This window comes from Actinomadura decatromicini, assembly GCF_008121305.1.
In the GTDB taxonomy this organism is placed as follows: Bacteria; Actinomycetota; Actinomycetes; order Streptosporangiales; family Streptosporangiaceae; genus Spirillospora; species Spirillospora syzygii.
The window spans coordinates 19,833-31,789 of the sequence record NZ_VSRQ01000003.1 but is presented as its reverse complement, the minus strand read 5'-3'; the positions used below and the strand labels follow the sequence as shown (position 1 = coordinate 31,789).

At 70.8% G+C, this 11,957-nt stretch carries 15 protein-coding genes; 7 read left to right on the top strand and 8 right to left on the bottom strand.

Annotation, left to right across the window (positions count from 1 at the left end; all coding sequences use genetic code 11):
• Positions 1-83 precede the first annotated feature (83 nt).
• Positions 84-1,325 (top strand): acyltransferase family protein, encoded by a 1,242-nt coding sequence (locus FXF68_RS13925; RefSeq protein WP_187437918.1) that lies wholly within the window; start codon positions 84-86, stop codon positions 1,323-1,325.
• Positions 1,326-1,476: 151 nt separating this feature from the next.
• On the opposite strand, the gene FXF68_RS13920 is transcribed toward FXF68_RS13925, so the two are convergent.
• Positions 1,477-2,001, bottom strand: a complete 525-nt coding sequence (locus FXF68_RS13920; protein ID WP_246178673.1) for a cysteine dioxygenase — start codon at positions 1,999-2,001, stop codon at positions 1,477-1,479.
• 218 nt (positions 2,002-2,219) lie between these two features.
• Here FXF68_RS13920 and FXF68_RS13915 point away from each other — a divergent pair, with 218 nt between their 5' ends.
• Positions 2,220-3,227, top strand: coding sequence for a LacI family DNA-binding transcriptional regulator (locus tag FXF68_RS13915; protein WP_148759437.1), 1,008 nt, complete (start codon positions 2,220-2,222; stop codon positions 3,225-3,227).
• A 3-nt stretch (positions 3,228-3,230) separates the two neighbouring features.
• On the opposite strand, the gene FXF68_RS13910 is transcribed toward FXF68_RS13915, so the two are convergent.
• Positions 3,231-4,694, bottom strand: a complete 1,464-nt coding sequence (locus FXF68_RS13910) for an aromatic amino acid ammonia-lyase (protein ID WP_148759436.1) — start codon at positions 4,692-4,694, stop codon at positions 3,231-3,233.
• Between the two features lie 160 nt (positions 4,695-4,854).
• Between FXF68_RS13910 and FXF68_RS13905 the strand changes: the two genes are divergently transcribed.
• The 5 genes from FXF68_RS13905 to FXF68_RS13885 all read left to right on the top strand — a co-directional run bounded on the left by FXF68_RS13905 (position 4,855) and on the right by FXF68_RS13885 (position 9,150).
• Positions 4,855-5,955: an ABC transporter ATP-binding protein gene (locus FXF68_RS13905; protein WP_148759435.1), complete on the top strand. Its 1,101-nt coding sequence runs from the start codon at positions 4,855-4,857 to the stop codon at positions 5,953-5,955.
• A complete protein-coding gene (locus FXF68_RS13900) occupies positions 5,955-6,605 on the top strand; it encodes an ABC transporter permease (RefSeq protein WP_148759434.1) in 651 nt (216 codons plus the stop codon). Before FXF68_RS13905 ends, FXF68_RS13900 begins: the two co-directional genes overlap by 1 nt.
• A 73-nt stretch (positions 6,606-6,678) precedes the next feature.
• Positions 6,679-7,365: an ABC transporter permease gene (locus FXF68_RS13895; RefSeq protein ID WP_148759433.1), complete on the top strand. Its 687-nt coding sequence runs from the start codon at positions 6,679-6,681 to the stop codon at positions 7,363-7,365.
• 23 nt (positions 7,366-7,388) lie between these two features.
• A complete protein-coding gene (locus FXF68_RS13890) occupies positions 7,389-8,315 on the top strand; it encodes an ABC transporter substrate-binding protein (protein WP_148759432.1) in 927 nt (308 codons plus the stop codon).
• Between the two features lie 241 nt (positions 8,316-8,556).
• Positions 8,557-9,150 (top strand): lytic polysaccharide monooxygenase auxiliary activity family 9 protein, encoded by a 594-nt coding sequence (locus FXF68_RS13885; protein ID WP_148759431.1) that lies wholly within the window; start codon positions 8,557-8,559, stop codon positions 9,148-9,150.
• 137 nt (positions 9,151-9,287) lie between these two features.
• On the opposite strand, the gene FXF68_RS13880 is transcribed toward FXF68_RS13885, so the two are convergent.
• The 6 genes from FXF68_RS13880 to FXF68_RS13855 are packed head-to-tail and all read right to left on the bottom strand — an operon-like array spanning position 9,288 to position 11,929.
• Entirely contained in the window at positions 9,288-9,656 is a 369-nt protein-coding gene (locus FXF68_RS13880; RefSeq protein WP_187437917.1) for a hypothetical protein, read from the bottom strand.
• 59 nt (positions 9,657-9,715) lie between these two features.
• The gene (locus tag FXF68_RS13875) at positions 9,716-10,267 is read right to left on the bottom strand and encodes an EndoU domain-containing protein (RefSeq protein WP_148759429.1); all 552 of its coding nucleotides are present in this window, start codon (positions 10,265-10,267) and stop codon (positions 9,716-9,718) included.
• 11 nt (positions 10,268-10,278) lie between these two features.
• A complete protein-coding gene (locus FXF68_RS13870; protein WP_148759428.1) occupies positions 10,279-10,773 on the bottom strand; it encodes a WXG100-like domain-containing protein in 495 nt (164 codons plus the stop codon).
• The gene (locus FXF68_RS13865) at positions 10,773-11,102 is read right to left on the bottom strand and encodes a hypothetical protein (protein ID WP_148759427.1); all 330 of its coding nucleotides are present in this window, start codon (positions 11,100-11,102) and stop codon (positions 10,773-10,775) included. Before FXF68_RS13865 ends, FXF68_RS13870 begins: the two co-directional genes overlap by 1 nt.
• A 6-nt stretch (positions 11,103-11,108) precedes the next feature.
• On the bottom strand, positions 11,109-11,501 hold the full coding sequence (locus tag FXF68_RS13860; protein WP_148759426.1) for a YbaB/EbfC family nucleoid-associated protein: 393 nt from the start codon (positions 11,499-11,501) through the stop codon (positions 11,109-11,111).
• On the bottom strand, positions 11,498-11,929 hold the full coding sequence (locus tag FXF68_RS13855) for a YbaB/EbfC family DNA-binding protein (protein ID WP_148759425.1): 432 nt from the start codon (positions 11,927-11,929) through the stop codon (positions 11,498-11,500). Before FXF68_RS13855 ends, FXF68_RS13860 begins: the two co-directional genes overlap by 4 nt.
• Between the last annotated feature and the right edge of the window lie 28 nt (positions 11,930-11,957).

Below are 11,957 nucleotides of genomic sequence, written 5' to 3'. Positions count from 1 at the left end.
GTACGGGGAATCGCGGCTTCTCCTACACCCCCCGTTCACTTCGCGGCTCTCGCGGGGAAACCTCACGCCGAGAGGGTTCCGCGGTGACTCGACCGGAAACCCCGCGTGCGGGACGGCTGCGCGAACTCGACCTGCTGCGCTTCGCCGCCGCGCTCGCCGTGGTGCTGTACCACTTCACCGGGTTCGGCGGTCCGGGGCCGTGGCCGTCGGCGGCGCGCAAGGTGTTCCCCGAGATCGCGGACGTCACCCGGTTCGGCTACCTGGGCGTCGACCTGTTCTTCGTCATCAGCGGCTTCGTGATCCTGATGAGCGCGTGGGGACGCGGGCCGGGGGAGTTCGGGGTGTCGCGGCTCGTCCGGCTGATGCCCGCGTACTGGGTGAGCGTGCTGCTGGGCGCGTTCGTCTACGCGGTGTTCGAGCAGGGGAACGGCGTGTCCGGGGTGGTCGTCCCGAACCTGACGATGCTGCAAGGCGGTCTCGGGGTGAAGAACCTCGACGCCGTCTACTGGACGCTCTGGGTCGAGCTCCACTTCTACGTCCTGATGGCCGTCCTCGCGGGCATCGGCATCACGTACCGCTCCTGCCTCATCTTCATGGCGGCCTGGCTGTTCGGCGGCCTCTACGCGGATGAGGCGGGGAACAAGCTCCTCCAGGTCGTCCTGGTGCCGACGTGGAGCGCGTACTTCATCGCGGGCATGGCCCTCTTCATGATCCACCGGTTCGGGCCGACGCTGCTGCTGTGGGGATACGTCGCCGTGTCGTACCTGCTGGCGCTGCGCTGGGGCGCCTGGCGCGCGGCGAACGCCTTCCACGGCGCGGACAAGGTCGTGGTCAGCGCCGTCATCACCGCCGTCTTCGCCGTGATGATCCTCGTCGCGACCGGACGGCTGGGCTGGGTGCGGTGGCCGGGGCTCACCGTCCTCGGGGCGCTGACGTATCCGCTGTACCTCGTCCATTCGCAGCTCGCGCTTCCGCTGCTGGACGCGATCTATCCCGGGCTCAACCGGTGGGCGGCGCTGGGCGTGGCGGTCGGCGCGTCCCTCGCGGCGGCCTACGCGGTGCACCGGCTGGTGGAGCGTCCGGGGGCGGCCTGGATGCGGACGCGGCTGCGCGCATCGCTTGAGCCGATGCGGACGTCCGAGCCGTTCGCCAGGCTGACCCGCCAGAGCGAAAAGGGAGACGCCCAGCTCAACACCGGCGATGCCCAACCAAACAGCGGTGACGCCCAGCCTGGCAATGGCGACGCCCAGGTCAGCGGCGGCGGTGAGCCTCGGCTCCGCGCTCCGGCCGACGCGGGCGCGGGGCAGGTGAACGCGAGGGTGTGACACGTTCCGGGCCGGGTGCGCTGAAGGAAGTGTGGGCGTCCGGCCGACGTGAGCGGGCTTCGGCCGGGCGCCGCCTCCGGTGGGCTCGTCGCCCCCGGTCGGGCCCACCGGAGGTTCCGGCTCCGGCGGCCCGCGCCCTGCCTCGGACCGGTCAGGACTCCTCGCCCGGCGGGCGCAGCTCCTCGGTGTAGTCGACCGTCATGCGGCGCATCACGCCCGACTCGTCGATGGAGTACTGGCCGAGCCGGTTCAGCGGCGGCGAGTAGGCGTGGATGGAGACGGACGAGTCGTCCACTCCGGTGAGCCGGTGGATGTGGTCCGGGCCGAAGGAGAACGATCTCCCTTCGGTGACCACCGTCCGGACGGGCTCGCCGCCGATGCGCGGGTTGTTCTCCTCGATCGCCCCGGCGACGACGCGGACGGCGCCGGACGAGACGTCGTGGTCGTGCCATCCGGTGTCGTTCGCGGGCGTCCAGCAGAGGAGCCAGACGTCCACGTGCTCGTCGCGGTGGAGGGACGCGTAGTGGCGGCGTCCGTCCGGGAACGCGACGTGCTGCCGCCACAGCTCCGGCCGCTCCGCCAGCTGGTCGACGAGCGCGCGCAGTTCGCGCTCGTCGAGCGGGCGGCCGGGCAGGCGCTCGAAACCGGCGGGACGGGACAGGACCTCGGACGACACGGTGCGCTCCTCTCGGGCGTTTCGCTCTCGCGGATTCGGCCGGGTGCGGCCCCCGGTGATTCGGCCCCTCCGTCCGCGCGAAGGGAGAACCGGCTGGACACGGCTACTGAACCGCATCACTGAACCGCATCAGTTAACCGTTTCAGTGAAGCGGTTGAGAATGTCGGCGTCAAGATGGGTCCGGCGGATTGTCAGCGGTGCCGTCTAGGGTTGGGGGGATGTCGGAGAAGCGCAAACGCGCGACCATCCGGGAAGTGGCGCAGGCGACGGGGCTGTCGCCCGCCGCCGTGTCATATGCGCTGCGCGGCATCCAGACGTCGGAGGAGACCCAGGAGCGGGTCCGGGCCGCGGCCGAGGAGCTCGGCTACGAGGCGCACCCGATCGCCCGCGCGCTGGCCAGCGGGCGCACCGACCAGGTCGGACTGCTCTGCGGCTCCCTTGAGGACTACTGGCAGCAGTCCCTCGCCGTCGGCATCGGCCGGGCGCTGCTGGCCCGCGACCGCTACGCCCTGATCGTCGACGCGGGCGGCGACCCCGAGCGCGAGCTGGCCCTCGCCCGGCGGCTGCGCGACCAGCGGGTGGACGGCCTGATCGTCCAGCCGCTCGACCCGTCCGCCGCGCTCTGGTCGGAGCTCGCCGCCGCGATCCCGGTCGTCTCCATCGGCGACGCGCTGCACGGCGGCCAAGCCCAGGGCGAGGTCGTGTTCGACAACCGGCGCGGCGTCACGCTCGCGCTGGAGCATCTGCGCGACCTCGGCCACCAGCGCGTCACCGTGTTCACCCCGACCGGGGCGAGCACGCCCGACCGTCCGGCCGACGTGCACGTCAACGCCGAGGCCGAGCGGCTCGGGCTGCGCGTCGACGTCGTGGTCGTGCCGCAGTCGCTCGCCGCCGCCACCGAGGTCGCCACGCGCGTGCTCGGCGGGCCCGACCGTCCGTCCGCGGTGTTCTGCTTCGCCGACTCCATCGCCTACGGCGTCTACGCCGCCACCCGCGAGCTCGGCCTCGGCGTGCCCGCCGACGTCGCCGTCTGCGGGTACGACAACCATCCGATGTCGGCGCTGCTCACGCCGCCGCTCACCACCGTCGACTGGGACATCGACGGCATCGTGCACTCCGCCGTCCGGCTCGTCGTGGACGTCATCGACGGCAAGCCGCGGCGGCGCCGGGTCGTCCGCGAGCCGTCGCTGCGCGTCCGCGCCTCGACCGGCCCCACCCCGGTCTAGGGGTCACGGGTGCAGGGCGGCCAGGCGGGGGAGCAGGTCCGCGGCGGCGGCGATGTCGGCGTCCAGCGGACGGTCCGCCACGCGCGGGTCGAGGACGCCGTCGGCCAGCGCGAGGGCCGCGCGCAGCGGCCCGCCGGACGGCGCCCGCCCCTGCATCCGCAGCGCCCGCGCCGCCGCGACCAGCTCGCAGCCGAGCCCGAGCCGGTAGGCGGCGACGGCGTCGGTCGTCGCGCGCGCCGACTGGGTCGAGAAGCCCGCGTGCTCCTCCACGCCGCGCGACAGCACCGCGCTGCCGAGCGCCGCCGGGGTGGCGAGCCGCCGGACGTCGGCGAGGCAGGAGTGCGCCACGTACTCCAGGATCATGATCCCGGACGACGCCTCCGTCTCGCCCTGGAACGGGTACAGGCCGGTGAACGACGGCTCGGCGAGCGTCCCGAGCCGGGCGGCGGCGAGCGCCATCGTCTGGAACAGGGCCGCGCGGGCCGCGTCCAGGGCGAGGCCGACGTAGGCGGTGTGGAAGTTGCCGTTGTGCCAGACCGTCCGTCCCTGGACGTCCACGAGCGGGTTCTCGGCGGCGGCGTTCAGCTCGCGGGTGACGACCTCCTCGGCGTACGCGGCCGCCTCCAGCGCGGGCCCGTGCACCTGCGGGAACGCGCGGTAGCCGTACGGGTCCTGGATCCGCGTCGGGGCGGGCTGGTCGAAGGCGAGCAGCGCCCGCATGGCCGCGGCGGCGTCCTGCTGGCCAGGGTGCGGGCAGGCGTCCTGCACCTGCTGCGCGTACGGCTCGATCGACCCGCGGACGGCGAAGTGCGACAGCGCCGCGACCACCGTCGACGCGGCGAGCAGCTCGCGCAGGTCCGCCACGGCGAGCGCGGCCTCCCCGAGCGTGGCCGCGTTGGAGCTGATGAACGCGAGCGCGTCGGCCGAGCGCAGCCGGTAGCCGGGGCCGCGCTCCGGCGCGCCGTCCGGCCCGGTGAGCCAGGCACGCTCGCCGAGCAGGCAGAGCGCCGTCGAGGCGAGCGCGGTCAGGTCGCCGGTGCCGATCGCCCCGTGCACCGGGACGGGCGGCAGCAGCCCCAGGTTGAGGACGTCCGCGAGCGCCCCGAGCACGCCCGCCTCCACCCCCGAGCCGCCCGCCGCGATCTGGTTCAGCCGCACCGTCAGCATCGCCCGGACGATCTCCGGCGCGACCAGCGGCCCGGCACCGGAGGCGTGGCTGCGCAGCAGGCGCAGGCCGTGCGCGTCGGCGTCCTCCCACTCGACGTCCACGACGCGGTTGGCGCCGACGCCGGTCGTCCGGCCGTAGACCGGCTGCGCGGCGGCGACCTCGGCGGCCACCAGATTCGCCTCAGCTGCGCGTTCGACACCGTCCGGGGATATGTAAACGGTCACATCCCCCCGCGCGGCGCGTACCACCTCGGCGCAGGTCAGCGCCGTCCCGTCGATAACGATTCGGCCGTTCTCCACGCCCCGCAGCTACTTTCCCTGGATTCCTGGTCGATATGCTCAACAACTGAAGTTCCGGACAAGCCGGTACACCAACCTGACCGTATCCCCGGTTACGGTTTGTCGAGAAGGCCGGAGTCGATCATCGGCGTCGAGGGCGCCCCCACGAGGACGTGAATCGTTGATCACCTTTGAGGGCGTCACCAAGCGCTATCCCGGAGGCACCGTCGCGCTCGACGACGTCAGCCTCGAATGCCCCACGGGCCGCATCACCGTGTTCGTCGGCACGTCCGGCGGCGGCAAGACCACCGCGCTGCGGACGATCAACCGGATGGTCGAGCCGACGTCCGGCCGGGTGCTCGTCGACGGCGAGGACGTCCGCGAGAAGCGCCCCGCCGAGCTGCGGCGCGGCATCGGGTACGTCATCCAGCACGCCGGGCTGTTCCCGCACCGCACCATCGAGGACAACATCGCCACCGTCCCCTACCTGCTGGGGTGGAACAAGAAGAAGGCGCGCGAGCGGGCGCTGGAGCTGATGGAGCGGGTCGGGCTCGACCGCACGATGGCCAGGCGGTACCCGTTCCAACTCTCCGGCGGCCAGCAGCAGCGCGTCGGCGTCGCGCGGGCGCTCGCCGCCGACCCGCCGGTCATGCTGATGGACGAGCCGTTCAGCGCCGTCGACCCCGTCGTCCGCGCCGAGCTGCAGGACGAGTTCCTCCGCCTCCAGGACGAGCTGCACAAGACGATCGTGTTCGTCACGCACGACATCGACGAGGCCATCAAGCTCGGCGACAAGATCGCGGTGTTCCAGACGGGCGGGAAGCTCGTCCAGGTCGACAGCCCCGAGAACCTCCTCGCCCACCCGGCCGACGACTTCGTCGCCGGGTTCATCGGCCAGAACCGCGGCATCCGCACCCTGTCCTTCGCGACGACGAGCGGGCTGCGGCTCAGCGACGACGCCGTCCGGCCCGGCTCGGCCGACGCCGCCGACGCCGCCGGCCTCGACTGGGTCCTCGTCGTCGACGACGAGCGGCGGCCGCTCGGCTGGACGCGGCCCGCCGGGGCCGAGGGCACGCTCGCGGAGGCGAGGCTCGACCCGGTCGGCGCCACCTTCCGGGTCGGCGCCGACTCGGTGCGCGTCGCGCTGGACGCGGCCGTCCTGTCCCCGGCCGGGCTCGCGGTCGGCGTCGACGACGACGGCGCGGTGGTCGGCACGGCGGCGGGCACCGACCTGCTCGCCGTCCCCACCCACGGCTCGTCCGGCCCGGAGGACGACGGCTGATGGACATCGACTGGGCCTGGATCGGCGACCACCGCGACACGCTGACCGAGCACGCCCTCATCCACCTGCGGCTCGCGCTGCTGCCGGTCGTGTTCGGGCTGCTCATCTCGCTGCCGCTCGGCGTGCTGTGCCGCCGCTGGGGCTGGCTCTACCCGCCGACGCTGACCATCGCGAACGTGCTGTACGCGATCCCGTCGCTCGCGCTGTTCATGATCTTCATCCAGTACACCGGGCTGACCGCGTCCACCGTGATGATCCCGCTGACGCTCTACAGCCTGTCGGTGCTCGTCCCGAACGTCGTGGACGGCCTGGCGTCGGTGTCCGAGCCCGTCCGCCAGGCGGCGACCGCGATGGGCTTCGGCCCGCTGCGCCGGCTGCTGCGGGTCGAGCTGCCGATCGCCGTCCCCATCGTGATCGCCGGGACGCGGGTGGCGGCGGTGTCGTCCATCAGCCTCGTCGCGGTCGGCCAGCTCATCGGGCAGGGCGGGCTCGGCTACGACATCATCCGCGGCTACCAGCTCCAGTTCCAGACGCAGATCGTCGCCGCGACCGTCCTGATCGTCCTGCTGGCCCTGATCACGGACGCACTCCTGGTAACGCTCCAACGCGTGCTCACGCCCTGGGCGCGAGCGCGGGGGAGGGCGTCATGACCGCAGCGAAGCGAGGACCATGGCGTCCCCACTTCGGGGGTCTGGGGGGCGTCCCCCAGAAAGGCAGGGCCGCATGAACGACCTCTGGAACCAGATCGACCTGTTCTGGACGTGGCTGACCGCCTCGTCCCAGTGGCACGGCGGTGACGGCATCCCGCACCGGCTGCTCCAGCACCTCTACTACAGCGGGGTGTCGCTGCTGTTCGCGGCGGTCATCGGGCTGGCGCTCGGGCTGCTCGTCGGGCACACCGGACGCGGCGGATTCCTCGCGATCAGCGTCGCCAACGTCGCCCGCGCGATCCCCACGTTCGGGCTGGTGCTGTTCGTCGTCGTCATCGAGTACAGCATCACGCCCGTGCTCGTCGCGCTGGTCGCGCTGGCCGTCCCGCCGATCCTCGTCAACACGTTCGAGGGCGTCCGGGGCGTGGACGCTGACGCCAAGGACGCGGCACGCGGCATGGGCATGACCGGCTGGGGCGTCCTCTGGCACGCGGAGCTGCCGATGGCGCTGCCGCTGATCCTGCTCGGGCTGCGGACGTCGGCGATCCAGGTGGTCGCGACCGCGACGATCGCCGCGTACCCGGGCTTCGGCGGCCTCGGCCGCTACATCATCGACGGGCTCGCCCGCGGCGACTACCAGTTGGTCGTCGGCGGCACCGTGCTCGTGGTGCTGCTCGCGCTGGTCGTCCAGCTGGTGTTCGCGGGCCTGCGCCGTCTCGTCGTCTCGCCGGGGCTGCTCGGCTCCGCCCGTTCCTCCTGACCGACCGAAGGGCAAACAGGAAAATGCACAAACTCATCCGTGGCGCGGTCGTCGGCCTCGTGGCCGCCCTGGCGCTGTCCGCCTGTGGCGACGGGGACTCCGGCGGCGACGACAAGAACCCGCTGTCGGGCGGCGGGGGCGGCGGCACCGTCATCGTCGGCGGCGCCAACTTCCCCGAGAGCAACCTGATCGGCGAGCTGTACGCGCAGGCCCTTGAGGCCAAGGGCGTCAAGGTCACCCGCAAGTTCAACATCGGCGCCCGCGAGGTCTACTACGACCAGGTCGTCAAGGGCGGCATCGGCGTCATGCCGGAGTACAACGGCGCGCTGCTGACGACGTCCGTCAACAAGGACAGCCAGGCTTCGACGACCGATCAGATCAACACCGAGCTGAAGGCGAAGCTGCCCGCGGGCGTGGAGATCCTCAACTCGTCCCCGGCCGAGGACAAGGACTCCGTCACCGTCAACCCGCAGACCGCCGCCAAGTACAAGCTGAAGTCGATCACCGACCTCGGCCCGGTCGCCAACGAGCTGACGATCGCGGGCCCGTCGGAGTTCAAGACCCGGCAGCAGGGCCTCGTCGGCCTGAAGAAGGTGTACGGGCTGGAGTTCAAGAAGTTCCAGCCGTTCGACGCCGGCGCGCAGGCCACCCTGGTGAAGCTGCTCACCGAGAACAAGATCCAGGCGGCCGACCTCTTCACCACCGACCCGACGATCCAGGAGAAGAAGCTGGTCGTCCTCGAAGACCCGAAGAACGTCTTCAGCGCCCAGAACGTCACGCCCCTCGTCAACAAGAAGGCCGTGAACGACACCGCGAAGGCGGCGCTGAACGCCGTCTCCGCCAAGCTCACCACCCAGGACCTCCTGGACATGATGAAGCGCATCGCCATCGACAAGGACGACCAGGAGAAGGTCGCCGAGGAGTGGCTGAAGAAGTCCGGCCTGGCCTGACCTCTTCCGCTTCCGAGGCCCGTCGCCCCCACCTGGAGCGGCGGGCCTCCGTCGTTCCCGGGACCGCTGTGCAGAACGTGCCAGATTCGCGGCGCGCCGTGCCCGATTCGGCCGGACGGCTTGACGCGCCGCCGCGGAGCCCCCACCTTACTTAAAGGAAAGTTTCCTTAGAGTTGGCTGAAGAGTCGGCTCGCCTCCGCCTCCGGGTACCCCCGCGTACCTCCCGCCAAGGAGAAGCAGGATGCCAAGGAAGACCAGCCTCGCCGTGGCCGCGGCCGTCACCGTCGGCCTGCCGCTGGCACTCGCCGTGCCGGCGTTCTCGCACGGCTACACCACGTCGCCGCCGAGCCGCAGCTACCTGTGCGGCACCCACAAGGTCCAGAACTGCGGCCAGGTCCAGTGGGACCCGGACGGCGTCGAAGGCCCGAAGGGCTTCCCGAACAGCGGCCCGCGCGACGGCACGATCTGCGCCGGCGCCGACTCCCGCTGGAGCCCGCTCGACGACCAGCGCGGCGGCACCGGCTGGCCCGCGACGAAGGTCACGAGCGGTTCCAACCTCAGCATCAGCTGGAAGTTCACCGCCGCGCACGCGACGACGTCGTTCCGCTACTTCCTCACCAAGGACGGCTGGAACAGCACGCAGCCGCTGACCCGCGCCTCGCTGGACCTCGTCCCCTTCATCGCGACGAAGGACAACGGGCGCCCGCCGTCCAACCCGACCGTCCACAGCGGCACGCTCCCGCAGCGCACCGGCAGGCACATCCTGCTCGCCGTCTGGGACATCGCCGACACCGGCAACGCCTTCTACCAGTGCTCCGACCTCGACTTCGGCTGACCCCCGAAGTCCGCTAGCCGGAACGGGAGGACCGCGCCAGGGGCTACGCGCGGCCTCCCGCTCCGCTCCACCCGCCCCTTCCGGGGGATGCAGCGGGCGGCGGCCACCGGCGGAGCGGCTCGTTGGCCGTCGGTCGCTCAGCCCAGGTGGTCCCGGCACGGGTGCGAGCGCTTCCACTCGCTTTCCCATGTGTTCAACGCCGTCCGAAGCGTGGGCCCGTCCGGAGAGATGAAAGCGAGGTAGGCGAGCGCTATCTCGTGCACCTCGCTGAATTGGTAATCCCCGGTCCAGTCGTCGGAGTAGAGGTCGGACAGATGTATTCCCTGTCCGTCCACGACCACGCGCCAGGAGTTTCCCTGCCAGGAGTTCTGGTCGTCGGGGCCGTGCCATACGTCCTCGATCCAGGCGAGTACGTCCAGGCAGGATGTCACATCGCTCTGCACATCACTGGTCAGCATGGACCCGAGCGCGCCGTAGTCGGGGTGGGTCGGTTCGCTTGCCGCCACGCCGAACTCGTTGTGAAAGAACCTGATTCTCGTCGTCGCCATCTCTGTTCATTTCGATATTAGAAGACCGGCCAGCCCGAGTCCCAGTCGCGACCGTTGCGATGAAAAGATCCCTCGACAACGATACCATCCGCCATGCCTTGCCAGCGGCGCGGATTCCCATGTCGGTCGAATTGCGTCACCGTGTGTCCGTCGAACGCCTTTCGGATGGTTCCATCGACGCTCTGCGGCGTCCAATTGTCCGGAAAGAACGTACTGGGGAACGGCTTGTCGACCCATTGCCCATTGTCGTCCCGCATCTGCACTCGGGCGCGATAGGTGCCATGCGGACCGGTCGCGGTGACGTTTCCGATCCTGCGATCCGGCCAGTCCTGCCCCATGAACCGATGGTGGTAGCCGCCCGGCACCCGCTGGCCCTGCAACGGGCCTCCGCGGGCCGTCCTGATCTCTCCGCGAAAGATGTGGTGGTGCCTCCTGCTCCGCTGCACCTTGCGGCGCATCCACCGGACCGCGGGCTCGAACAATCCCGCCCCGCCCGCGCCGCCGTGCGCGCGCCGCCGAAGTGCGGATGTCAGGAACAGGGCGATGAGCAGTAAGGTAATTCGTCTCACGAGGGCCGCCCTTAGCCATTGAGGATGGCCTGGAGGGCCTGGTCGATGATTATGTCTATTAGGGCGCCGGTTATTTCTTTGAAGATGGGGATTTCGGCCAGGGAGGCGCCGAAGGTGGGGCCGGCGGTGGCGAGGGCCTGGGCTATCTCTATGGCGAGGATGGTGAGTTGGACGATCACGTTGATCTTCAGGGCGAGGACGATTCCGCCGCAGATCATGAGGCCGGCGCCGATGATGTTGGCGGCGGTGGTGAAGTCCTGGAGGTTGCTGTTGGGGGAGTCGTCGGCGGTCCAGGACGTGCGGAACGCCTCGATGTCGTCGCCCTTGTTGGCCTGCCACACGCGCTGGGCCTGGGAGTCGGCCTCGCCGAGCGGGCCGGAGTGGGAGCCGGCGAACCGCAGCCAGGCGCCGCCCATTTCCATGAGCTTGACCTCGTCGGCCTCGGGCCAGGTGTAGCCCAGCATCGACAGGAGGGAGCGGAGTTCGCCGGGTAACTGCAGGCCCATCAGCCGAGCACGTCCCGGACGCGGTTGATCTCCGTCACGTTGTACTGTTCGGCGGCGAAATGGTTCGCGGCCACGGCCTGGACGGCCTCGGCGTCCTCGGACATGGAACTCAGGTTCTCGTTGTAGCACTCGACGGCGACTTCGTAGATGGCCTGGTAGACGCCGCCGATGAGGGAGCCGATGTCGTCGGTTCCCCACGGTTCGCCGAATCCGGCGAGTTCGCCTTGGAACGCCTCCCAGTCGGCTTTCAGTTGTTGGGCCGAGGAGCCGATGCCGATTCCGGATCGGCGGATTCCCTCGGGATCGACCTCGTATCCGGGCATGCCCATTTTCGCTCAGCTCCGTCCCAGGGCGTTGATCGAGTCGCGCAGAGACTCCGTGTACTCGGTGAGTTGGCGCACGCTGAGGTCCTGCGCCTCGCGGAGGCGGGCGGTCAGGTCGGCGCCGCCGAAGGCGGCCGACCGGGTCGAGAGGCCGTCCAGGGCGGCGTTGATCGCGGCGACGGCGCGCTCGGCGATCTCCTGCGAGCTCAGCCGCGCGGCGCGGGGGCCGATCTCCACGGACGTGATCCGGCCGTCCGGGGAGACGACCGCCCGGACGGTCCGGTCGGGGTCGTGCCCCTCGCTCTCCTCGTCCGGGGGAGGCGGGGTCGTTTGCGCCTGGGCCGCGGCGTCGAGGACGTCGCCCAGCACCTTGTCGAGGTCGTCGGTGGCGCGTTCGTAGCTCATCGCATGCTCGCCCGCGCCTTCGCCAGCGCCTCGCCGACGGCCTGGTTGATCAGGGCCATCTGGCGCATGCCCTGCTCCTGGACGGCGCGCAGCGTCTGGACGAGCGCCGCCGGGTCGACGACCGGCTCCGTGCTGGCGGACGCCGACCGCGCGCGCAGGTCGTCCAGCGCGGCGTTCGCGGCGGCCGCAATGTGTTCGCCCAGTTCCGCGGGTGAATTCCGCATCGCGCGAGGGTCGATTTCCAGGCCGGTCAGGCGTCCGGCGACGGCGGTCGCCCGGACCCTTTCCTCGTCCGCCGCGCCGATTCCGCGGTCGGACGGCGATCCATTTTCGGGCAGCCCGGAATTCGGCTCATCGTGCAGCGACTTCAACCGCTCGCGGGCCTTGGCCAGCCGTTCTTCCGGGTCGTCTGGAAGGGCCTCGTCCATCGGTGCTCCCTGGTGATCAAGGTGCCGT

Bases quoted from the DNA above. Each gene is read 5' to 3' on its own strand.
- FXF68_RS13915 (WP_148759437.1), top strand. From the start codon at position 2,220: ATGTCGGAGAAGCGCAAACGCGCGACCATCCGGGAAGTGGCGCAGGCG.
- FXF68_RS13900 (WP_148759434.1), top strand. From the start codon at position 5,955: ATGGACATCGACTGGGCCTGGATCGGCGACCACCGCGACACGCTGACC.
- FXF68_RS13895 (WP_148759433.1), top strand. From the start codon at position 6,679: ATGAACGACCTCTGGAACCAGATCGACCTGTTCTGGACGTGGCTGACC.
- FXF68_RS13890 (WP_148759432.1), top strand. From the start codon at position 7,389: ATGCACAAACTCATCCGTGGCGCGGTCGTCGGCCTCGTGGCCGCCCTG.
- FXF68_RS13885 (WP_148759431.1), top strand. From the start codon at position 8,557: ATGCCAAGGAAGACCAGCCTCGCCGTGGCCGCGGCCGTCACCGTCGGC.
- FXF68_RS13870 (WP_148759428.1), bottom strand. From the start codon at position 10,773: ATGGGCCTGCAGTTACCCGGCGAACTCCGCTCCCTCCTGTCGATGCTG.
- FXF68_RS13865 (WP_148759427.1), bottom strand. From the start codon at position 11,102: ATGGGCATGCCCGGATACGAGGTCGATCCCGAGGGAATCCGCCGATCC.
- FXF68_RS13860 (WP_148759426.1), bottom strand. From the start codon at position 11,501: ATGAGCTACGAACGCGCCACCGACGACCTCGACAAGGTGCTGGGCGAC.
- FXF68_RS13855 (WP_148759425.1), bottom strand. From the start codon at position 11,929: ATGGACGAGGCCCTTCCAGACGACCCGGAAGAACGGCTGGCCAAGGCC.